The sequence below is a fragment of the Ferrovibrio sp. GW821-FHT12E11 genome, assembly GCF_058806975.1.
The window spans coordinates 136,145-157,018 of sequence record NZ_JBXAQG010000001.1; the positions used below are offsets into that span (position 1 = coordinate 136,145).

18 protein-coding genes are annotated in these 20,874 nt (G+C 63.3%); 6 read left to right on the forward strand and 12 right to left on the reverse strand.

The genetic code is table 11. The features are described from left to right. Nucleotides 1-90 precede the first annotated feature (90 nt). The 6 genes from AC1ROT_RS00710 (at nt 91) to AC1ROT_RS00735 (ending at nt 5,041) form a co-directional block, all read left to right on the forward strand. Nucleotides 91-582, forward strand: a complete 492-nt coding sequence (locus AC1ROT_RS00710; protein ID WP_492996865.1) for a response regulator — start codon at nt 91-93, stop codon at nt 580-582. Nucleotides 583-595: 13 nt separating this feature from the next. Beyond that, on the forward strand, nt 596-1,135 hold the full coding sequence (locus tag AC1ROT_RS00715; RefSeq protein WP_492970614.1) for a response regulator: 540 nt from the start codon (nt 596-598) through the stop codon (nt 1,133-1,135). A gap of 10 nt (nt 1,136-1,145) precedes the next feature. Beyond that, the gene (locus tag AC1ROT_RS00720; RefSeq protein ID WP_492996866.1) at nt 1,146-1,946 is read left to right on the forward strand and encodes an MBL fold metallo-hydrolase; all 801 of its coding nucleotides are present in this window, start codon (nt 1,146-1,148) and stop codon (nt 1,944-1,946) included. A 175-nt stretch (nt 1,947-2,121) separates the two neighbouring features. Beyond that, the gene (locus tag AC1ROT_RS00725) at nt 2,122-2,412 is read left to right on the forward strand and encodes a hypothetical protein (protein WP_492970612.1); all 291 of its coding nucleotides are present in this window, start codon (nt 2,122-2,124) and stop codon (nt 2,410-2,412) included. Between the two features lie 304 nt (nt 2,413-2,716). Next, a complete protein-coding gene (locus AC1ROT_RS00730; RefSeq protein ID WP_492996867.1) occupies nt 2,717-3,862 on the forward strand; it encodes a helix-turn-helix transcriptional regulator in 1,146 nt (381 codons plus the stop codon). 903 nt (nt 3,863-4,765) lie between these two features. After that, nucleotides 4,766-5,041, forward strand: a complete 276-nt coding sequence (locus AC1ROT_RS00735; protein WP_492996868.1) for a hypothetical protein — start codon at nt 4,766-4,768, stop codon at nt 5,039-5,041. 113 nt (nt 5,042-5,154) lie between these two features. On the opposite strand, the gene AC1ROT_RS00740 is transcribed toward AC1ROT_RS00735, so the two are convergent. Genes AC1ROT_RS00740 through AC1ROT_RS00795 form a run of 12 tightly spaced genes read right to left on the reverse strand, consistent with a single transcriptional unit; the run spans nt 5,155 to nt 20,869 of the window. Further along, the gene (locus tag AC1ROT_RS00740; RefSeq protein WP_492996869.1) at nt 5,155-5,640 is read right to left on the reverse strand and encodes a lysis system i-spanin subunit Rz; all 486 of its coding nucleotides are present in this window, start codon (nt 5,638-5,640) and stop codon (nt 5,155-5,157) included. Then, the gene (locus AC1ROT_RS00745; protein ID WP_492996870.1) at nt 5,628-6,125 is read right to left on the reverse strand and encodes a lysozyme; all 498 of its coding nucleotides are present in this window, start codon (nt 6,123-6,125) and stop codon (nt 5,628-5,630) included. The genes AC1ROT_RS00740 and AC1ROT_RS00745 overlap by 13 nt, the downstream gene beginning before the upstream one ends. Next, entirely contained in the window at nt 6,112-6,333 is a 222-nt protein-coding gene (locus AC1ROT_RS00750) for a hypothetical protein (RefSeq protein WP_492996871.1), read from the reverse strand. The genes AC1ROT_RS00745 and AC1ROT_RS00750 overlap by 14 nt, the downstream gene beginning before the upstream one ends. A 1-nt stretch (nt 6,334) precedes the next feature. Continuing rightward, nucleotides 6,335-7,675 (reverse strand): radical SAM protein, encoded by a 1,341-nt coding sequence (locus tag AC1ROT_RS00755; RefSeq protein WP_492996872.1) that lies wholly within the window; start codon nt 7,673-7,675, stop codon nt 6,335-6,337. After that, a complete protein-coding gene (locus AC1ROT_RS00760; protein ID WP_492996873.1) occupies nt 7,675-8,628 on the reverse strand; it encodes a hypothetical protein in 954 nt (317 codons plus the stop codon). Before AC1ROT_RS00760 ends, AC1ROT_RS00755 begins: the two co-directional genes overlap by 1 nt. A 1-nt stretch (nt 8,629) precedes the next feature. Then, nucleotides 8,630-11,014 carry a Hint domain-containing homing endonuclease gene (locus AC1ROT_RS00765; RefSeq protein WP_492996874.1) on the reverse strand — a complete coding sequence of 795 codons (2,385 nt, stop codon included), beginning with the start codon at nt 11,012-11,014 and terminating at the stop codon, nt 8,630-8,632. Beyond that, on the reverse strand, nt 11,011-15,216 hold the full coding sequence (locus AC1ROT_RS00770; RefSeq protein ID WP_492996875.1) for a hypothetical protein: 4,206 nt from the start codon (nt 15,214-15,216) through the stop codon (nt 11,011-11,013). The genes AC1ROT_RS00765 and AC1ROT_RS00770 overlap by 4 nt, the downstream gene beginning before the upstream one ends. Nucleotides 15,217-15,219: 3 nt before the next feature. Then, nucleotides 15,220-17,358, reverse strand: a complete 2,139-nt coding sequence (locus AC1ROT_RS00775; RefSeq protein ID WP_492996876.1) for a hypothetical protein — start codon at nt 17,356-17,358, stop codon at nt 15,220-15,222. A gap of 2 nt (nt 17,359-17,360) precedes the next feature. Then, nucleotides 17,361-18,173, reverse strand: coding sequence for a hypothetical protein (locus AC1ROT_RS00780; protein WP_492996877.1), 813 nt, complete (start codon nt 18,171-18,173; stop codon nt 17,361-17,363). Between the two features lie 11 nt (nt 18,174-18,184). After that, a complete protein-coding gene (locus AC1ROT_RS00785) occupies nt 18,185-20,140 on the reverse strand; it encodes a phage tail protein (protein ID WP_492996878.1) in 1,956 nt (651 codons plus the stop codon). Then, a complete protein-coding gene (locus AC1ROT_RS00790; protein ID WP_492996879.1) occupies nt 20,137-20,700 on the reverse strand; it encodes a phage connector family protein in 564 nt (187 codons plus the stop codon). Before AC1ROT_RS00790 ends, AC1ROT_RS00785 begins: the two co-directional genes overlap by 4 nt. Next, complete coding sequence (locus AC1ROT_RS00795; RefSeq protein ID WP_492996880.1) at nt 20,693-20,869, reverse strand: hypothetical protein; 177 nt, start codon at nt 20,867-20,869, stop codon at nt 20,693-20,695. The genes AC1ROT_RS00790 and AC1ROT_RS00795 overlap by 8 nt, the downstream gene beginning before the upstream one ends. Between the last annotated feature and the right edge of the window lie 5 nt (nt 20,870-20,874).

Consider the following 20,874-nt stretch of genomic DNA (forward strand, 5'->3'; position numbering starts at 1 on the left):
CCGCCGCCGCATGGCTAATATCAGGGTCGACATGACCTGATCTCAAGGCAACCCGTGGCACTCGACTTTCGCAGACTTAAGATTCTGATCGTGGAAAGCGATCCGGCCCAGACCGAGATCCTGAGCGGCATCCTGCAAGGCTTTGGAGTCTTGCGGATCGACCACGTGTCCGATGCGCCCGGCGCGGTCAAACTGCTCAAGACCGGTCGGCTTTACGATCTAATGCTCTGCGCCTTCAGTCTCGGCACCATCAACGGTCTGTCCCTGGTGAAAGCCGTGCGACGCGATAACCGCCTGACCAACCGCTACACTCCGATCATCATGATCGCCGGCAGAATGCCACCCGAGCGCTATGCCATGATCCGGGCGGCCGGTATCAATGAGCTTCTGTCCAGACCGGTCAGCGCCCATATGCTGTACGGCACCATTCAGTCTGTCCTCGGGCGCGCCCGCCCCTTCGTTGATACCAAAAGCTATTTCGGGCCTGACCGCAGGCAGCAGCAACGCGAGGGCATCCTGGCGCGCCGGCGCGGCGATTCGAGACTTGCGCCCTCGCCACCGGAAGAGCCGTGGTTCCTGTAATGCGAACGGAACCATGAAAACAGAATACCTGCGCGCCCGCATCCTGCTGATCGAGGATCATCCGCCCGCTGCGGCAACGCTCAATGCCATCCTGCAGGCGCTTGGCTTCAGCAAGATCACGCTTGCCCCGAACATGTCGCTCGCAATCGAAGCCCTGAAACAGAGCGCCTTCGACCTGATCCTGTGCGATTTCCAGCTTGGCATCGTCAATGGCCTGATGCTGGTGCGGATGATCCGGCAACCTGACGGACTGGGCAATCCGAATGTCCCCATCGTGATGATCACGGCCCATGCCGAACCCGACCGGGTGGCCGAAGCGCATAATGCCGGTGTCGATGACTTTCTGGTGAAGCCGGTCCAGCCCGAAGTCATGTTACGCTGTCTGGCTTCGTTGCTGGAGCGTCCCCGGCGCTTCATCAAATCGAAGGATTATGCCGGACCGGACCGACGCCGCAGGAACAATCCCGATCACCCTGGCCGGCGCCAGGACGATCGTGAAGATCGCCGCAACAACGTGCCAAAAAACAAATGGATCGTGCCCCCCAGATCATGAGGTAAGCGTCATGCTCAGCCGCCCCGCCCTGCTCCTTGCCTTCGCAAGCCTGGCAACCACCCTGCTGCCCGCCCTGTCCTGGGCGGCCTGCCTGGGAGCAGTGTCGGAACGGCGGCCACAAATCATGCCGGCCAGCATGCGGCTGGCAGCGGCTCCCGCCAGCAGCACGCGCATCACTTTTGTCGGCCACGCCACCTTCCTGATCGAGACGCCCATGGGTGTGACGGCCGCGACCGACTACAACGACTATATCCGCCCTGCCGTACGGCCCGACATCGTGACGATGAATTATGCTCATACCACGCATTTCACCGATCACCCGGAACCGGGCATAACCCATGTCCTGCGCGGCTGGACTTACCAGGACAAGCCGGCACGTCACAATATTCAGTACAAGGATATGCGCGTGCGCAACGTGCCGACCAACATCCGCAATTTCAACGGCACCGAATACGATGGGAATTCTATTTTCGTGTTCGACGTCGCCGATCTTTGCATCGCGCATCTTGGCCATCTGCATCACAAGCTGACCCCGGGCCATCTGTCCGATCTGGGCCGTATCGATGTGGTTTTCGTACCCGTCGATGGCGGCCTGACGCTCAACATTTTCGATATGCAGGAAGTCATCACCCAGCTCGCCGCACCGCTGGTGATCCCGATGCATTACTTCAGCGAGAGCACCCTTGAGCGCTTCCTGGCCCGGCTGCGCGCCACCCATGAGATCAAGCTCAATGCCGGTCCGAGCACGGTGGTGTCTCGCACCACTCTGCCACAGAAACCGGTTGCCCTGGTGCTGCCCGGCCCGCACTGAAGCCATAGCGCGATCCGGCTTTATACTATTTACGGTTGCTATTTTTCGCGCCAAATCCAATCAAAATTCCCGATTTGCAGCGAAGTCCCGGCCTTCGACCGATGCAGTATTGCCAAAACCTGCATCCGCCGCCTATTGATGAGGTCCGCGTTCAGCACAGGGCCGGAGCCGCGTCATGATGACCTTTATCCTGATTGTTTCCTTCTGCCTGATCGGCATTCCCGGCATTGCTTTCGTGCTGCTGCAGGTTCTGGCCGCGCATAAACGCCACAATCTCGCCTATGGCTGGAATGCCGCAGAATTGCAGCGTCGTGGCCGCAGAATTACTGACCTTGAGCAGCAATCCATTGCCGAGCGCAAAACCATCGCGGAACTAACGCTCAAGATTTCGGCCCAGCGCATGGCTGTCGAACGCCTGGAAAAGCTGATCGGCCAAAACGACAGTGCCGTCGCAACGAAGGGCTGATCGCGATCAGCTACGCATTCTGGCGCACATTGCACCCATACAATCCATCTGGAATCGCCATAATCCTTTGAACGATTCCAGATTATGCAGCGGGATCGCGCCGCTGAAATAACTGTTACATGTGCAGGGCGTGAAAAGCCTTGGTCGCGTAACCCAATCCGACTATACAGCCGCCAGCATGCGCCGATGGGGAATAAAGCCGCATGCACAATGCGGCCTGCGTCGGGATCAGGCAGCGTCATCAATCGCGAACATGCAGATCGATCAGGACTCTGTTCGCTGAGCGTTGGACGGAGTTCTGGTTATGGGGCATATCTCAACGGATGAGCAGTCGCGCCTGCTGGCTCACCTATATTCAGGCGCGATCGAATACGGGCACTGGGCCGATTTCCTGCGCATTCTGAACGCCACCTTCGACGGCGTGAACTGCTCGCTGGCCACGGTCAACGCCAAGACTGGCAAACCGGTTGTGCAACACACCAGTCGCGCCTTTGATCGCAGTTGGTACGACCGCTATACCTCACATTTCAGCCGGGTCAGCCCGCTGCGGCCGATCCTGTTCAGGCGCGAAAATATCGGGCGGGCCCTGAGCTGCAATCGCATGATTGCTGCCAGCGAATTCGAGAAGAGCGAATTCTGTAACGACTATCTCGCCGACTACGACATCCGCTATCTGCTTGGCTCAGTGTTCAAGGTCAGCGCGGGAACCGCAGCCTATATCGCCGTGCATCGGTCCCGACGCGTCGGCGCCTTCGAAACGGCAGAGATCGATGCGATGCAGGGACTGCTGCCGCATCTGGCACTGGCCTATCGTATCCGCGAGCATCTGATCGGCATGGGACGCCACGAAGATGTCAGCCAGCAATACCTCGACGCCAAAGGCAAAGGCCTGATCTGTGTCGATCAGCATGGCCGCATCGTATCCATGAACCGCGAAGCCGAGCGCATCCTCGCCCTCAACGACGGCCTGAGCAGTGCACATAACCGCCTTCTGGTGCCCGATCACGCAGACGATCAACGCCTGAGGCAACTGATTGCCCGCAGTTGCCAGAGCGAGACCACGATGGCCAGCGATCCGCGCGCCCTACCCGCCAGCAGCACCATGACCATACGGCGCCAAAACGGTAACCTGCCATACAGCCTCTGGATTTTTCCGGTGACCGGCCGCGATGCGCATTTCGAGGGCAACCAGATCGCCGCCGCAATCGAAATCACCGACCCCATGGTGCGACCGGTGGCCTCCGCCCAGGCCGCACTCGCCGGCTACAATCTGACCAGGGCAGAATTGCGTCTGGCCGAGGCCCTGATTATTGGCGGACAGCTGAAAGACATCGCCACGCGCTTTGACGTCAGCGTCAACACGCTGAAGGTTCAGCGCCGCTCGCTGTATCGCAAGATCGGTGCGGCGAGACATTTCGACCTGCTGCGGCTGGTTCGTCAGGACGCCTGAACCCGCCGGGATCGGCTGGCCCGGACCGGGCCGGCTATCTCCACCCACCCCGTCGCTCCGGGTTGACGAGCCCGCCGCCCAGCCGTATGACCGGCCCGCCGGACAGGTGGCCGAGTGGTTTAAGGCAGCGGTCTTGAAAACAGAACGAACCCTAATGTTTTCAATGACCTGTCCAACTTCACTACCCACAAATCCTATCTGGTTTTAGCCCCGAGTTGGACGCGGGCCGACTGTGTCAGGCGGTCCCTATGCGTTCCATGCAGCCCCACCATGTAGTCGGGTGTATTGCTATTCCGGGATAGTGCTACTAAATTGACCCCCGGTAGATACGACTAAAGCTGTCTCCGAAATTGGAGAGAGTAGAATTTCAAGAACTCCATATAGACCCCTCAGCATTGCCCTGCTGGGGGGTCTTCCTTTTTGGAGAGGTCGGCCGGGCCTGGACCCGGCCTTCCCCCGCCTAAGCTACGCTCAGATCAGCAGTGCCGCGACCGCGACAACCAACTGCGCCAAGGCAACTGCCAAGGCAACTTTCTGGTAGATACTCAACTTAGCCGTCTCCTTTCTTTTGCCACCCGTGATTTCGGTTTAGCGGTTTGCCCTCCGCTGCCCCGATCAGTCCATATTCCCCCCGGCGGCCAGGTCCGGTCGCTCAGTGGCAGCGCTACCAATGAGCCGAGGTGTTACCTACTGGTTGATGGCCTCAGCAATATAATCCATCTGCGTGTGATTCTGATCGCACAAGGTGTCCAAAAGCCCCGTAATCCACATCTTTTATGCAGGGGCGTAAGTTCTTCACACAAATCAATAACTTAGAAAACGCAATCCACAGGGGTCGTTCATTCGACTGAGTAAACGGAGATTCCGCTTGCGAACAATTACGGAACATGGAATCTCTGCCGCATGCCCATCCACCTTTTCACCCTTCAAGCATATCGACGGATCGGCGCGGAGATCGGGTTCCGCTGCCGCTGCGGCGTCAGCGCCACGGTGCAGGCCCGCGACATGCTTAAGACCTATCCCGGCCACACCAACCCAGCCGAGGTCGCACGGCGCATGCGCTGCCGATCCTGCAAGCAGAAAGACGTCACTGCCTATGCCGTGCTGCCTGACGGCATCGTGCAAGAGCGGTTGCCGTTTAAGGCGGTCTGGGGGTTCGGGGCTGGGGAGAAAGATTAGCCGGGCCGCCCGTTGACCGGGCCAGGCCGAATCATCTATCCGGCCCTTCCTCCGCCGGCTTAGGCCGGGGTTGGGTTAACCTTGAGGCGGTCGCGCAAGCGGCCGCCTCTTGGCTATTCGGCGGGCCTGGTCAGGCCGCGCAGCATATCTTGGCAGGCAGACAGCATCACCTCGCGGCGCTCTATCCCGGCCCGGAGATCGAAATAAGCCTGTTCAGCGTCGGCTGTAAGCTGGGCTGCGGCGACAGGAGCCAGGCCGGCGCGCTCGGCTTCTCCGGGCACACAGGCGACGGCGGCAGGCTTTGTTGCGAGGCGCAGGCGGCGAGAGCCGTCAGCGACAGCAGCGCGCAGGCGGTCGATTTCCTGATTGGCATTGTCCAGTTCCTTGCTCTTGGCGTGGTCGATTTCAGCGATGCGGCCCTGCTCGGCGACCGTGGCCGCCAGCGCAGCCTTTACCGCCTTGGTAGTCGCCTCGGCCGCCGACGCCTTCATGCCGGCAATCTCGGCGCTGTAGCGCCAGGCCGTGACCTTGTAGACCCCGACACCGACGAGCAGCGCCGTCAGTGCATAAGGCAGCGCCGCGCGGATCAGAGCATGCATAGCTGATACTCCTGTTGCCGCCGGCCGACGATGCCACGGCAGGACGTGTTGCCCGGAGCCGCGCAGTTCTGCCCGCCGACATAGGTCCACTTGAGAATTTCGCGGCACGCGCCCGACTTGTCGCCGGCATTCAGCTTACGCAGGAACGTCGAGGTGGCGCATTTGGTCGAACCGATATTGAACGCACAGAACGATGCCACGGCGGCGCGCTGCGGCTCAGACATGGGAACCGTCACCAGCCGGTCAACCTCGGCGAAAGCGCGGCCGAGGTCTGTCTTGAAATAGGCGTGACATTCCTCGGTGGTCGCAGTCATGCCAGGCCGGACGCCCTTGGTGTGGCCGCCGCAGATCGTCCAGACTTTTGCGCCATCCTGATACGCAACGAGGGAATTGCCCTCTTGCTCGCCGATGAATTGCGAGGCAATCAGCAGCGCCGATGCGCCAGCGGCGACCAGCGTAAGCACTTTGGGGCTAGGCTTTTTCACGGGCCGACCGCCTCTTGCTCGGGCGGATCAGGCGATAGACGCCATGCAGACCGATGATGGCACCGCAGACGACGGTAACGACGCCGGCAATGGTGCTGACTGTATCCAGCAGCGAAGCAACCGGCGGGGTAAGCCCCAGCACAACGCCGGTTGCCATCTGCGTTTTGGCAGCCGCATTCTCGATCATGTCCTTGACTTCCCCCTGCATGTCACGCCGCCACCACTTCGGGCGGCGTGATAACCGCGATGCGCTCGACCTGACCACCGCGCCGCGCCGGCCCCTCGATTTCGACCAGCAGATAGCGCGTGATCCAGTAGAGGGCCGCCGCAAGGACGGCGAGGTTGTGCCAGTAAGAGTTGTCGCAAGCCTGCTTCCAGATATCGCCCTCAAGGAACAGGCATGCGCCCTGACAGAGTTGCAGGACCGGGCAGTTGCGGCATTCCTCGCGCACCGACCAGTGATAAGCCGTATCGAGGCTGATGGCGTCGAATTGATCCACATGGCCGATCCGGTGCTTGGTGTCGCTGCTCATGTTCTGGCAGGTCAGCGCGAAGCCCTTCAGATCGACCGCGAGTTTCTTGGGATCATCCATGCCGCATTTCTGGCCAAGCGCGGACGCTGGCCGGCGCTCGCCGAGCGAACGGAAAAAGCCGAGCAGCTTTTCGCGGATCGTGGTGCAGCCAAGAGCCGGCGCCCCACCTTTCACGGTTTCCCAGAACACGGTGTCCATGTAGCTGCGCGCCTCGCGCTCGTTGCGCAGCGAGAGCCGCATGCCGCTGTCGTCATACGGCAGCATGATTTCCTCGGTGTTCAGCGGCAGCGTGTCCGCAGGCACCATAAGCTTGTCGGCGATATACTTGCGGATTTCGCCGAGAGAGGTATTGCGGCGATGCAGAACGGCGTTAAACCCGATCATGCCCTTGGGCCGCAGGCGCGCATACAGCGCGCGAAGCTGCTCCGCCTTGTCGGGATCGTTGAACGGGTCGGGGCCGCGGTACTTCATGGCAGGTCCGTCGTGGCTGACGGCAACGCCGAAGTTGAGGCGGTCGAGCCATTCGATTTTGTCGGCGTCGATCAGCGAGCCGTTGGTAACGACATTCAGATGCGCATTCGGGAAACGGACGCGCAACGCCTCGGCCAGCGGCTTGAAAATCTTCCAGTAGACGAAAGGTTCGCCACCCCAGAATTCAATCTGTTTCGGCGAGCCTTCCAGCCAGTTGTTCATGTTGGCGAGGAAGGTTTCGACATCATCGAAATCACCCTGCGTATCGTGCGGCTGGTGCGCCTGGCTGCAATACTGGCAGGAATAGTTGCACTTGAGGCCCATCTGGATTTTCAGCAAACGCACGTCGTGCGCTTTGCCTGCCGGCGTGTCGGGGCTGACAGGGAATGCAACGTCCCATTCGCGGCCTGCCATGCCGTTCGCCCCGACAAGGTCGAGGTCTACCGGCTCGTTCGTGTCGGCCCAGAACAGATTGGAGGTGTGGGGTTGATAGACGGCGACGCGACGGGAACCGTCAGCACGCGCCAGAGTCAGTCGATAGTCCATTAGGCTGCCGCTCCGATGGGAATTGTTTTTTCGATAACGCCGCTGTAGTGCCGCCAGCCGGCCTTGAGTTTGATCGCCTCGCCGGGGAGAAGGCCGAGGGCACTCAGACGGAAGGACGCCAGGCCGCCGACGGCCTGCACGCGATTGATGGGCAGATAACCGCCCGTAGTTTCGAGATAGACCCACGGCTGCGCATCGGCGACGAGCGCGCCAGCCTCGCCAGGCTGGCGGACCTCGATTGTGTATTCGCCGGTCGCGCCGGCCGCGAGGGTTTCCGGGCCGGTGACTGTGATCGTCGGCCAGCAGTCCGGCACGCCGCAATGCTCGCCGCAGTCCGCGCCAGGCCCCGCCTCGATGCAGCCGGGGTTGTCGATCACCAGCGCCTCGGGGCCGAGATTGTGCAACAGGCCCTGCGCGGCGTTGTACTTGAGGTAGATCGTGGACTTGTCGAAACCGTATTCCATAAACGGTACAGCAATGACCATCGGGCCGAATTCCTGCCGGTCGCGATAGACCATTTCGGCGACCGCCTTGGTGTAGACGGTATGCAGGGTGCGATTGAACGGCGCGCGCAGCCGGCCGCCGGCCCATGTCATATTGAACAACCAGACGCCACGATCAGACCACGCGCCCGAGCCGAGCGCGACGGGATCAATCTTGAAGCCCATCTGCTCGACTTCGCGTAGCAGTGTGCCCGGCGCGAGGTCGCCAACCATTGCGCGGTTCGTCGCCGAAGCGCGGAACCAGTGACCATGCGGCGTGGCGCGGGTGACGACATTCGGCGGCGCATGCACGGCAAGCATGTCAGCCGCCGAAACGTCGTTCAGTATCCAGACGGGCGGGATTTCTCCGGTCGCCTTCTCCAGCAGGCGAATAGTGGCCTGCTGATCGCTGACATAGATATCGACCACATACGGGATTGTGAGGATGGGAAAGAGATAGCGGCCGGGCATGTCACACCTTGGGCGTCCACGTCGCATAGTCGAAATCGCCGCGCGGCCAGGCCGAGGCCACATAACCGTTGACGCGAACGGTATGGCTGCCGCTGACAGCGAGGTTGTAGAGCGGCGTCAGCGGCGGCAGCCAGATCGGGTCCAGCCGGTCAACGCGCACGAATTCGCCATCGCGCCACAACGTCGAGCCGACCGACAGCTTGTCGATACCGCAGTCCTGCATGGCGTAGTCACGCACCACCTGGCCGGTGATCGGATCGCCGAACCCGCCGGCCTCGATCACATCATGCACTGCGCCCATGCCCTGACCGAGTTCGCCCGGTTCGACCGCGTGCCAGCGGTTGCCAGGCCCCAGCAGCGGGTGGTCAGACGTGGTCGGCAGGGCGTCGTTGATTTGCCACAGCGCACGGTTGCCAACAGTGGTCGGCATGAGCGCCAGAACCTCGTTGACCTCGCCGAACGCGCCAAGCACTTTGTCGCCGACGCGGACATGCTCGATACCCCGCAGCGTGCCATCGGCCATAGTGACCTGCGTTCCCTCCAGCCAGCAGCACATGCTCGACCCGCCGCAGTTGCAGTCACACGCGCAGTTGCATTGACAGTTGCAGTTGGAATAGCAGTTCGTCGGGCCGCAATTGCAGTTGTTGCCATTGCGCCGCTGCACGTCGAAACCAACCTCGACATGATGCAGCGCATACGCGCCGAAAATCTTGGAATTGACCGTCGGCACCGGATCGTTGCGGGTCTGCACGCCGCCGACGAAATCCCAGCCTTGCGGGTTGCCGCGCGTGATCGCCAACCCCCACGTCCACCAGTTGGCGTCGGGCATCGCCCAGTTCGGATTGGAAAAGCAGTTGCCGGTCGGGATGATGCCGGCGCAGTTGGCGATAATCGCATCTTCCTGCACCGTCGTCCGCGTGGTGTGCAGGATCGCGTAACCAACGTCGGTGTTGTCGGCCAGCTTGACGCCGGTCGCCAGCGCGGTCGTGCCAGCGGTCTTAACCGAGGGAACGTTCAACGCGCCCGTCATCGTGTCGCCAGCCTTGGCGACCCAAGGCGGAGCCTGCCACTCCGTCGCGCCGTCGGCGGGACCGGACTTGGCGAGGACCTGGCCGGCAACGCCACCGGCCGGCACGCCTACACCAGTCGCACCGACGGGGCCTTGAACGCCCTGCGGGCCTTGGTCGCCCTGATCGCCCTTGAGGCCCTGCACGCCCTGCGCACCAACCGGCCCCTGCGGGCCTTGGTCGCCCTTGGCGGCCAGTACATGCCACTTGGAACCGTCGCCAGGCGGCGCGACACCGACGCTCGGAGCGACCGCGATATAGGAATGCCCGTTGTGCTGCACGGCGTCGTCAACGACATAGGCCGTCGCGCCCGCCCACGCGCCGCGCCAGGTCAGGCCACGGACGCCCTGCACACCCTGCGGCCCGTCCACGCCTTGCGGCCCCTGCACGCCCTGCGGGCCTTGGATACCCACCGGACCCTGAATGCCCTGCGGACCCTGTTCGCCGCGACCGAAATAGACGCCGTCGGACCAGTCGGCAGCAGTGGCCGACAGCTTGAAAAACAGCAGGCCGGCATCGGCCGCCAGATAGGCGAAGCCGGCCGGCTCTGCATCGTGTGCCGCACGAGCGGCGAGCGTGCCGACTGCGTCGGGCACGAAAGACTGACCGGCAACGCCTTCCGGTCCCTGCGGGCCTTGCGCGCCCTGCTGGCCCTGCGGACCCTGCAAGCCCTGCTGACCCTGCGGGCCAGGCTGCCCCTGCGGGCCTGGCGGCCCCAGCGGGCCGGCAACGCCCTGCTGGCCCTGCGGACCTTGGATGCCCTGCGCGCCCTGCGGACCCTGCACGCCCTGCGCGCCGACCTGGCCGGGCGGACCCTGCGGGCCTGGCGCTTGCGAGCCGGCCTGCAACTCATCGAGCGTGAGATCGCTCGGGATGGCCTTGCCCTGCGCGTCAAAGGCCAGCACGCGACCGGCGCGCTGCTCGGCGGCAGGGATCGTCATAGGCGCAGTGGGGTCGTCATACGGCGGCGACGACACCGCACGGCTGGCAGCGTCGGCGACCTCTTGAACCATCATCGTCAGGGCGTTCAGATCGCCCTCGACAACGCGGTCCTGCTGGGCGGCGTTACGCTCGAATTCCATCATGCGGGCAATCGTAACCCGCGCATTGAGGGCCGGCGCTTCCGCGAACCGCACCTTGCCGGAGCCGGCCGCGCCGCTGCCCTCGACCACGATTTCAGGGGACGCCAGATTGCCGACCCAAACCTTGACATGCGCCGCGTCCAGCCAGGCGAACGGGAAATCGAATTCCTTTTTGACGCCGTCGCCCAGAAGCTGGATGCGCGGCGGGATCGCCGCAACCGGGTTCTCTGAGGTCATTTCGCCGGCACCCCAAAGGCGTCGTTGATATTGGCCTCCGCGCCGTCAATCAGCCGGCGCAGGTAAAACAGGTTCTGGTAGGGCAGCAGGCGTCGCACGGCTCGCGTCTCGTCCTCGGTCCATTCTCGCGCAGCCGCGCCACCCAAGACCTGCACCACGTCAGAGACGGTTCCGGCGCTAGGACCGAGAAGCGCCCCGATCACGTTGCGGCTGGCATAACGGGAGATCGGCGGCCCGCCTGTAATGGCATGAACGCCGATGCGGCCCCGTGTCGTTTTCTCAATTATGTTGTTCACGTCGTACAGCCAGCCGGTCCAGCCGGCCTTGTCGATACCCTCAGAAATCCAGATACGGGGATCGTCACTCAGTTCACGCCCGGCAAGCGTGCCCTGCACGCCATAGGTGAGCATGCCGAGACCCGTCATAAGCAGGACGCCGTTAAGAGCGGCGGCGTCACGCTGCTGCAACCCGGCCACGGCAACGCGCTGCGACGAGGCGAAGGCAAAGGACTTGAATTGGCCGAGCAGCTTGCCGAGTTCGGTAGACATCCACAGCGGCTTGTCGCCGATACCTGGCGAGACAATCACCCGGTCAACATCCTTGGCGATGGCAGCGCGGAAGCCCTCGACCGCTGCCGCGTCGGTCCAGCGTTCGGTATTCGGCAACACCAGCCCGGAGCGGTCCTCTGCATGCTTGGCGAGTTGGCGGCCGATCATGCGGGCGCGGCCCTCGTCAATACCGGCCATCGCCAGACGCTCGATCATCGCCGCATCGGCCGCGCCTTTCTCCACAGCCCGGATGCCGTCAATGAACGCCTGACTGGCGACAGCGCCGGCAAACTGTTTCATGGCCGCATTCCACGGAGCCATGAGCGTGACAGCGCCAAAGCTGTCTGCCATCGCTTTCAGACCGCGCTCGAATTTCGACAGGCGGCCGTAGTCGTCGCCTATGTCAGCCAGGCTCAAAGCGCGGCTGTCGAGAACCATGTCCAGCGCAACGCCGGCAAGCTTCGCCTCGTTGCCCAGCAGCTTGAACGCGGCGGGGTCCTTGAGCAGCGGGGCCAGGCCATCGCCCAACACGCGCTGCACGCCGTAGACCATCACCGGCCGCGCCATGTCCGGGATTGCGCTGGTCGCCATCATGCCGAGCATGCGCAGATAGTTCCAATCGCGCACAATGCGCGAAGTCCGAACAGCCCAGTGGTCGGGATCGGCAGGCGCAGCGTATGTTCCGCGCAAACGCTGTATAAGCGCCTCGGCGTCACGCACCGCGCGCGCCGATTGCTTTTCCAGCGCCGCGCGCTCTTTCTCGCTGCCGGCGTCGCGGATCATCTGGTTGTAGTCGTCGCGGATACTGCCCAGCCATTCCACGCCGTCGATGCTGCCGAGGGCGCGCTTGAGTTCAACGTCCGGGGCCATCGTGCGGGTATAGTGGCGGGCAATCACGTCAACGTCGCTGACAAGAAAGTCCTCGATCAGCGCGTCCGGGATATTGAAGGTTCGCGCCTTCATGGGACCGCGCGCCGACGGATCACCGACGCGGGCAACAACAGGCACAGCCTCATAGGGCGCCCGGCCGCCAGGCGCGCGCAGAATGTGGTCGTAAATCTGCTCGGCCACGTCATCGAGTTCCATGCGCTCGCGGCCCGTGTCGGCCTTAAGGATGGCCTCGGGTGTGTCGGACTTGCCGGGCCACTTCTCGACAATGCCGTCCATAGCCTTGCCATTGTCGGTCAGGCGCGCGGCAACATCGTCGCGCAACAGGCGCAATGCCTCGGCGTCATGCGTGATACCGTTCAACCGATCATGCAAAGCCTGCGTCCGCTCGGACAGCCGGCGGTTCTGATAGGACGCCTCATTGGCACGGATGCGCAGACGGCGGCTTTCCAGATCGGCAGATGCGGCAGCCTTGCCGGCATCGGTTGCCGCGAAACGCTGCGCCTCGGCTTCGCCGACAGCGGCTGAGTAACGCGGAGTTTCGCGCGCCGCGGGCTTCACCGCTGCGTCGCGGCGGTCGGCCAGATCGAAAAGACGCTCGACATTCGACTTGAGGGCGCGGCCGGCCTCCTCGGCCTTGGCGGTCACGCGGCCGAGCGCGCTTTCACGGCGGGCAATCTTGGCCTCGGTGCGGTCCAGCAGCAGCACAAGGTCGTCGCGCTCGGCGTCCAGCGTCTTGAGTTGGGATTGCAGCGCCGACTTGTCTGCCTGCTCGCGCTCCAGCCAGCCGCCGACGACGCGCACGAAATCGGGCTTACGGGCCTTAAGGCGCTCGATATCGTACACGCGGCTAAGGTAGCTGACCGCCGTATCGACAGACACGTCCTCCGGCAGCAGGCCCTCGCGGATCGCGTCATTCTTGAGCGGGTCGAAAATCTGCTTGCGCAGGCTGCGGGCAGCGGCGGCAACCTCTGGGATTTGGTGATCGTCACCGCGCCGCATGGCGCGGCCGACTTCCTCAAGGAACGCCTTGCGGGTGAGCTGACCCTGCTCGGGCGCGTGGATCATGTCGGCGATTTCGCGCCGTCGCCGGCCACCCTCGATACCGCGATGCTTGAGCCAGGCGTTGTCCAGATCGGCCAGCGCGGCAGCCAACGGAGCCTGGCGCAACTTGACCCGCGTTTCGGCCGAGATCGGCGAGGCTATGCCGAGCGCGTTCTTGTCGTAATAGAACGGCGTTTCGGCCACCAGTTGGAGGACCTGGCGGGCCTTAACCGAGGCAGAGGTAGCCAGGCGCATCATAGGCGACTGAAAGGCAACGGCCTTTTCCACGCCTAGGGCGGATTTCAGCCGCTCATGCAACACGTTTTCGCGGGGATCAGCGGCGGACAGGCTGCCAGAACCGGCCTTGTTCCCGGCCGGCGGAGCGCCTATATTAGGTTCTGCCGGCCCCTGCTGGCGCTGCGGCTGTTGAGCAAAAGACGCCGCAGAGGTATCCCCGTCCGGGCCTTGAACAGTTCGGCCGGGAGAACCAGCGGGGCCGGTGTCCAGCTTGGGCGACAGCGCCTTGCTATCCGGCTTTTCGAGGACGTGAATAGTCACCGTCCGGCGCTGCCCATCCTCCACGAATTTCCGATCCGCATAGACGACCCGCTCGCCATCGGCGCGCTGCACGACCCACTCGCGGGTGTCACCGCGCACGCTCGGCTCGTATTCACGAATGATGTTCGGGAAGCCAAGCACGTCGGCCTCTGCGACCTGCTTGGCCTTGTTGGATTTCTCGCCATGCCGCCAGATGAATTTGACCAGGCCCCAGCCGGAGCCTGTGACCTCCGCCGCGCCGTGCTTGTCGAAACCGCCGCGAGAGATAATCGTGCCCTCGATATCCTTGGGCTGGATCAGCACAAGCGGGTCATCGGCGGGACCATCGGGCCGCGCCTTCACCTCGTCATAGGCAGCCTTGAGCGCCGCACGCTCGGCCGCAATGCTTGCCTCGGCGTCGGCAGCAGAAATGCGCACGCCGTGCGTTTCGACTAGCGGGTCCGGCGTGCCGGCCGGCATCGGCGAAAGATCGCGGGCGGCCTCACGCTCGGCAATCTCGACGGCCTGCGTCAGGCTGGCCGGCGCATGACCGCGAGCGCGGGACAGCGACGACATGGCAAGCGGCGCGACGCCGCCCAGCGTACCGAGCAGAACAGCGGACAGCGCGACGGTTTCGGCGCTTTCCTCCGGGGTGCGGGTAAGCTGCGTCGCATGCAGGGCCGTTTCGCTGACAGCGGCACCGACAGCACCGGCAGTTCCGAGCGAGAGCGCCGACCTGGCGGCCGACATGCCGAGACGACCACTGCGGTAAATCTGTCCGCCGACTGGAATAAAGTTGATCGGGTCGAGTGCGCCGGCTGCAAGCGACGCCGCGATGCCGGAGACACCGGCCGACGAGATCAGGCGGCGGTCCTCGTCCTCGGCGTCGATACGCCGCTTGAGCGCGGCGACATCATCGGGACTGTTGGCCTCGGCGAACACGGCTGCGTGGCGGAGATACTTGTCCTCCAGCATCGGCAGCGCGTCGAATTCGGGATTGAGGGGCGCGGCGACGCCGGGCCGACCGGCAGCAGCGACAGCCGAGCCGATAAAGTTGTCCTGCCGGAAAGCCGCGCCGATCACGTCGCCGAACCCAAGGTCCGGCTCGCGCTGCTCGGGCATGCGAAAAGGTGTGGCTGCAATGACCGGCTGCTGATCGGCCGGCAGATCGTTCAGGAAAGGCATGGGTTAGTCCTGCTGGTTTGGTGCAACAGCACGGTTGCGCGCTGCAAGCGCGTCCATGTTCTCGACGGCATCGCGCTTGTTGGCGCTGCTCGCGCCGAGCGTCTTGGCCGCAGCGGATTTCAGGCGGCCACGCGCCGGGCTGCTTTCCCAGTCGGGCCGCCAGCGCAGATACTCGCCCTTATCGTCCAGCATCGGCCGCCAGGCGTTGTCCGCGCCTTTCAGCATGACGCGGTAGAACGGCTGCGGCCGACCAGACTGCGTCGCCTGATAGGCAGCCATCGGCTCCGGCTCCAGCCGGACGCGGCCCTTGGCGTCGCCGTCAAACATCGAGACCCGCGCAAGATCGGCGTGCAACTGCTCGCCGATCCAGCCGGGGTCCTGCCCGTTGGCGTAAACCGCCTCAGGGGCATAGCGCATCCACCGCTTGCCGCTACCGTCGGCGCTCGTTTCTGCCCATACCGACTTGACCCGCTTCCATGCAAGTTCCTTGGCAACGTCTGCGTTGCCCTGCGCCATGAATTCCTGCTCATAGGCAGCCGTGAAATCGCCGACTAGGGCGTCCTCGACATTGCCAGGCAGCGGCGAGAACAGCCCGCCCGTGGTCTTGCCCTTGATCCACTTCCGGGCGACCTCGGGCTTTTCTTCCTTGAACACGTCCTGACGGGCCTTGCGGTCGCTCGGGCTGACAGACATGGCGGCAAGGGCTGCTTGTGCGGCCTGCTGCGGCGCTTCGCCCAGCCGCATGCGGACGGCGGTCGCGTCCGCAACATGCTGCTCGTTGTCGCTGAAATCGGTTCGGAAAGCCGGGTTGATGGCAAACAGCCGATCCATGAAGGATGCAGCAGACGCAATACGCGCTGGATCAGTCTGCCGCAGATCAGTACGCAGCCGGGAGTGCAAGGTTTCCGGCACGACGCCGACCTTGCCGACATAATCCAGTTCCGCGCTCGCGCGCTTGCCCTCGTCAAGTTCACCCCACAGTGCGGTGCGGCGCTTGTAATGCGCATCCACGGCGCGGCGGTCGTCGCCTTCCTTGGGGTCGAGCGCGCGCCCGCCGGCAAGGGCCGCCTCGACACGGCCAAAATCGCCCTCGCGCTTGGTCAGCTTTTGACGGAATTCCGTGCGCTCGTTCGGCTTGAGCAGGCCGTTTTGATAGGCCGTCTCGATTTCGCTTTCGCGCACCTTACCGGAGTCAAAGTTGAGGGTGAAATCACTGAGCCACCGCTGCCGGGCGTCGTCGGCCTTCACCTTGTTGTCGTGTTCCGTCTCGCGCTGTTCGCGTCGCAGGTCGGACAGATGGGCAGTCATCCAATCGGAGACGCTGTTGCGCAGGCCAGGCTCGACGGCCGGGTTGTCGCGGACAACCTTGATATACTGCTCGGCAGCATCGAGGCCGCGCGACTTGGCGCGGTCGAAACCGCCCAGCAGGAATTGCTTGCGGCCATCGGTTTCCAGATCGAGGAACGCCTTGGTTTTCTGCTGGGGCGTCAGGTCAGAACGGTTCTCGATAGCAGAGCGGGCAGCGAGGTCTTGCTGTTCGGCTTCCTTGACATTGCCAGAGCGCCACGCAGCGGCGGCGCGGTCATTGGCTCGGGAGAATGTCTCAAGGTGGACGGCGTTCGCCTTGCCCTCGGCGTCCTGCTTGACCGCAGAGGCGACCCGCAGACGGAAATCGGAAATCTGCTTGTCGGCGTACAACTCGAAATCCGGCCGGACCTCGGGCGGCACGCTGGCAAGTATCTGCGGCCGAAGCTGCGAAACCGCATCGTTGTATCCGTCAAGGTTTTTCGAGTGTTTCTGCGCAGCGCCGGCAACAGCATCGTCAATCGCAATCTGACCGCGCGCAAAGAACGAGGTCGCCAGCGCGCGAGAATACGCCACATCACCAGCCGAGGTCCCGCGCCGCATGTTCGGCGCGCGGCCGGCAGCAGCCGCAGCCAGGCCCTCACGGGTGCCCTCGGCAGACGCCACCTCGACAATCTGCTGCTCCCGTTCACCAGCGCCGGAACGGATAAACCCGTCGGCAAGCTGGCCGAGGACATTGCCGACATTGTCAACGCTGCCAAGATTGCCGAGCGCCGCATACGGCGAGCCGATCCGGCGCGGAACGCTGGAGCCGCGATAGGACAAAGGAAGCGCCATGATTACACCCGCCCGAGATAGGTCTTGCCGAAGTCACCACCGAATTGCAGCAGGCCACTAAGCGGGGCCATTTGGCGCGAACGGCGGACAGACCGACGCTCAAGCAGCGCGACGGCGTTGGCATTGTCATACTGCGCACCCGTCGCAAGCTGACCCTGCTCGGCCTGGCGCTGCGTCGCCAAGGCGACAGAGAGCGGCGAACCGGAACCGGCCTCAACGCCGGCAGCGCCATACAACGCGTTCTGCGCCGCCAGCCCGCGCGCAAGTTCCTGCTCGCCCGCAATGTCATCCAGCAATTCGGCGCGGTCGCGGTAGGACTGCTCCGCCTCCGCAGAGGCTTCCAGCATGGACGCCTGGCGCGACTGACTGACAGCATTAAAGGCGCTGCCGGTGCCGGACAGACCGAGGCCAATGGCCTCTTTCGTGGTCAGGCCGGTAGTGGCGAGGAATTGCGACCAGAGGCTAGTGGAAGCCGTAGCAGCGCCGGAGCCGAACGCCTGCGTAGCGCCGACAGCCGCCGCCTGGCCGAGCGCGTCGGCCGCTGCCATGCTGCCGACCGTGGCCGCGCCCTCGGCCGCAGCGACAGTTCCAGCAGTGGCGGCAGCCGTTCCAGCGGCAGTTGCACCGACAGCGCCGGCCTCCGCAGCGGCAAGCGCGCCAGCCCCAACGAGGGCTTCCCCGGCGGCGACGCCTCCCGCTGCGGCCCCGGCACCGGCTGCGCCTGCGGCAGCAGGCGCAGCGGCCAGACCGAAACCGCCCGTCATCACCGCAAGAGCGGCGATACCAACAAGCGGCAGAACAGTCTTAGCACCCATGACAGCAACTCCTATGCGGCAATGTGACGAACAACAGATTGGATAAGCGCGGGCAGACAGTTGATGCCCGAGAATTCAACGCAGCCGTTCGGATCGCCGCCGAGCGTGCGGCCGAGCAGCGTTTGCTCAATGTGTCCCGTGTAGGTCGGGATCGGCGCGTCGGTTGTCGGCAACTTGGCGAAGTTGACGGGCCTGCCGTTGATGTACATTTCGGCTGTGTCGCGCACCTTCACGTTGACGCTGACGACGCGATAAAGACGACCGACCATCGTCCCTTCCGAGTCCTTCGCCTCATCGGCCAGCAGCTTAAGCCGCCAAGTGAAAGGCACGCCGACGTGCAGTTCCGAGACAGGACGAGAGAGGTTCAGAACGCCATCGTTGCCGACGGTGTAGCGGCCCATCGGCTTGCCATCACCAAAGGCAACAACCACCTTGCCGGCCAGATACTCAAGGCCGGTCCATGCAGTCTTAGGCGCATCGGCGAACAGCGTCTTGGAAGCATCGGAGCGCATAGTCTTGTCGAAACGCTCAAGATACAGGCGACCGAAACGAGCGACCGTGACATAGACCCTAGAGCCGACAACAGCGACACCGCGGAATTTCCCGTCAGTGGTATAGAGCGTCCACGCACCAATATTTTCGTCACGCCTCGTATTGAACACGGCAAGCGTGCCGTCGCCGTTCACGACGAATAGCTGATTGGCTGCGTTGCTGTCGGTGCCGGAGGCGTATGAAATCTGCACGACCGGCGTCCGAATGATCGAAGCGGAATGCAGCGCGATATTGGTTGCCTTATACTTGGCGTTGCCGTTGGTGTCGTCGCTCGACAGAACCAGTTCATAAAGCTGGCTGTCGGCGTCTCCGTCATTGGCACGCACGAATACAGGCGCGTTCTCGACCTCCAGCGGCGTGATAGGCGCGCAAGGAATGGAGGTCTGCTTTGCCGGCGCAAAGTCCTTGGGCGTGACCGGGAAGGAATTGACCGAGTAGACGCCGGCCGACGTGAACGAGAACAACGGGCCGAGACTTTGCAGCCGGCGGATTGTCGGGTTCTGCTCGGTCAGCGTGGCCTCGACCGCCTCGTCATCGAGCGCCTTGTCCGTCGTCGCAAAGTTATAATATGCATCGACCTTGGACCCCCACTGAGTGCTGGGCCGCGACGCTGACGCGGCATAATAGCCGCGCCCGTCATGCAGGCAGACAAGGCCGGGCCAGCCGCGACGCTCGGACCATACCGGCTCGTTCTTGGTGCCGGCAGTGGACTTGTCGAAAGACCAGTTGCCAGGCCCGAAGTTCACGCCGGCAAAGCCGGTCGAGGCAAACAACGTGACCTGCGTCGGCGACAGGTAGGCCGTAATCGAGGCCGTACCGAGGCCCGACTGAATGGTGCTGCCCACGTCGGCAGCCTCAAACCACGGGCCGCTGGCCGTCGCAGTCGGGTTGCCGATATTGCTTGTGAGCGACAGGGACAGCGGCGGGAACACACGGCCGAATTCAAAGTTGGGGATATTCTCGAAAGGCGCGTCATCCAGCTTCCAAGCGTCGTGTTTACCCTGACGGATAATCCGCTTGGTCCGCACGCTGCGATGCGTGCAGATCATGGTGTCCAACGCCTGCGCGAAATCCAATTCCTTGATAGTGGTCGCACCCCAAGGGGTATCAATCTCGGCGACCTGTTCGTCACCGTGGAAAATGCGGTCCTTGTTGGCGATGAAGATATGCAAATAGGCTTGGGTAGACCCGAGCGTTGCGTCAAACGTGAACGGCTGGAGACGATGTTCCAGCGTGTCGGGGCCGAGGTCGGCTACAGTGCGCAGGCCAGGCCGGTTGCAGACGCCACCGAGTGGCAGGCTCGCCATGTTCTCGATGCGCTGCGCGGCCTTGTAGTAAATCTCCAGATCGTTGCGCACCCACAGGTCGGGGTCGAGCGCACCGCGCGAGAATACATTTGTAGCGATGCGCGTCACGCGCGCACCTCGATAAGTTCGCCCTGATCGTCAAGCTTCTCCGGCGTGTTCTGCTGGCTGTCGGCCAGGCGGGCGCGCGCGAGTTCCTTTTCCAGATCACCGGCCAAGGTACGGCGGCGGGTATCGTTCTCGGTCAACGGGAGGCAGAAGCGGTGCGACAACGCCGTGATGCAGAGATTATCGAAAAACGGCGGCACCAATGCCTCGTCAACGCGGCTGATAAACACCAGCTCGTCGGCCTCAGTATCAGCACGGATGCGGAGCGGCTTTTCGAGCCGATACGGAACCTTGCTCTTGCCATTGCGCAAGGCGACGATGCGCAGGCAGTCGTTGGGAAACTGGTAGTAGACAATCTCGTTGCTTACCGGCAGCCGCGTCGGCGTAATGATTTCAGTTGCGAACGACCAGCGATGAACCGACAGCAGGCCGTTGCGGACAATCGGATAGAGCCGACGGGCAACCTTTGCCTCGGATGCGGGATTGTCCGCGTTCAGGTCGTCGATTGGGTCTAGGCCCAGATCGAGCAGCGCGGCGTTGACCTGCTCAAGCTGACTAAGCATTGCAGGCCGAGAACCACGACAGCTTGGCAGTCTTGAACCGACGAATGCGCGGCTTGGTCTGCGGCAGTTCCGTTTCGGCTTCCGGCGCGCAAAGCGACGCGGCCTGCTGCTGTTCGGGCGGTTGCGGGGTCTGTTGCTGTTCGGGCTGGGCAGGCTTGCGGCGGCTCATGGCAT

Excerpts from the sequence above, each read along its gene's own strand:
- AC1ROT_RS00715 (WP_492970614.1), top strand. The coding sequence starts at position 596 with ATGAAAACAGAATACCTGCGCGCCCGCATCCTGCTGATCGAGGATCAT.
- AC1ROT_RS00720 (WP_492996866.1), top strand. The coding sequence starts at position 1,146 with ATGCTCAGCCGCCCCGCCCTGCTCCTTGCCTTCGCAAGCCTGGCAACC.
- AC1ROT_RS00725 (WP_492970612.1), top strand. The coding sequence starts at position 2,122 with ATGATGACCTTTATCCTGATTGTTTCCTTCTGCCTGATCGGCATTCCC.
- AC1ROT_RS00730 (WP_492996867.1), top strand. The coding sequence starts at position 2,717 with ATGGGGCATATCTCAACGGATGAGCAGTCGCGCCTGCTGGCTCACCTA.
- AC1ROT_RS00735 (WP_492996868.1), top strand. The coding sequence starts at position 4,766 with ATGCCCATCCACCTTTTCACCCTTCAAGCATATCGACGGATCGGCGCG.
- AC1ROT_RS00740 (WP_492996869.1), bottom strand. The coding sequence starts at position 5,640 with ATGCATGCTCTGATCCGCGCGGCGCTGCCTTATGCACTGACGGCGCTG.
- AC1ROT_RS00750 (WP_492996871.1), bottom strand. The coding sequence starts at position 6,333 with ATGCAGGGGGAAGTCAAGGACATGATCGAGAATGCGGCTGCCAAAACG.
- AC1ROT_RS00755 (WP_492996872.1), bottom strand. The coding sequence starts at position 7,675 with ATGGACTATCGACTGACTCTGGCGCGTGCTGACGGTTCCCGTCGCGTC.
- AC1ROT_RS00760 (WP_492996873.1), bottom strand. The coding sequence starts at position 8,628 with ATGCCCGGCCGCTATCTCTTTCCCATCCTCACAATCCCGTATGTGGTC.
- AC1ROT_RS00765 (WP_492996874.1), bottom strand. The coding sequence starts at position 11,014 with ATGACCTCAGAGAACCCGGTTGCGGCGATCCCGCCGCGCATCCAGCTT.
- AC1ROT_RS00770 (WP_492996875.1), bottom strand. The coding sequence starts at position 15,216 with ATGCCTTTCCTGAACGATCTGCCGGCCGATCAGCAGCCGGTCATTGCA.
- AC1ROT_RS00775 (WP_492996876.1), bottom strand. The coding sequence starts at position 17,358 with ATGGCGCTTCCTTTGTCCTATCGCGGCTCCAGCGTTCCGCGCCGGATC.
- AC1ROT_RS00780 (WP_492996877.1), bottom strand. The coding sequence starts at position 18,173 with ATGGGTGCTAAGACTGTTCTGCCGCTTGTTGGTATCGCCGCTCTTGCG.
- AC1ROT_RS00790 (WP_492996879.1), bottom strand. The coding sequence starts at position 20,700 with ATGCTTAGTCAGCTTGAGCAGGTCAACGCCGCGCTGCTCGATCTGGGC.
- AC1ROT_RS00795 (WP_492996880.1), bottom strand. The coding sequence starts at position 20,869 with ATGAGCCGCCGCAAGCCTGCCCAGCCCGAACAGCAACAGACCCCGCAA.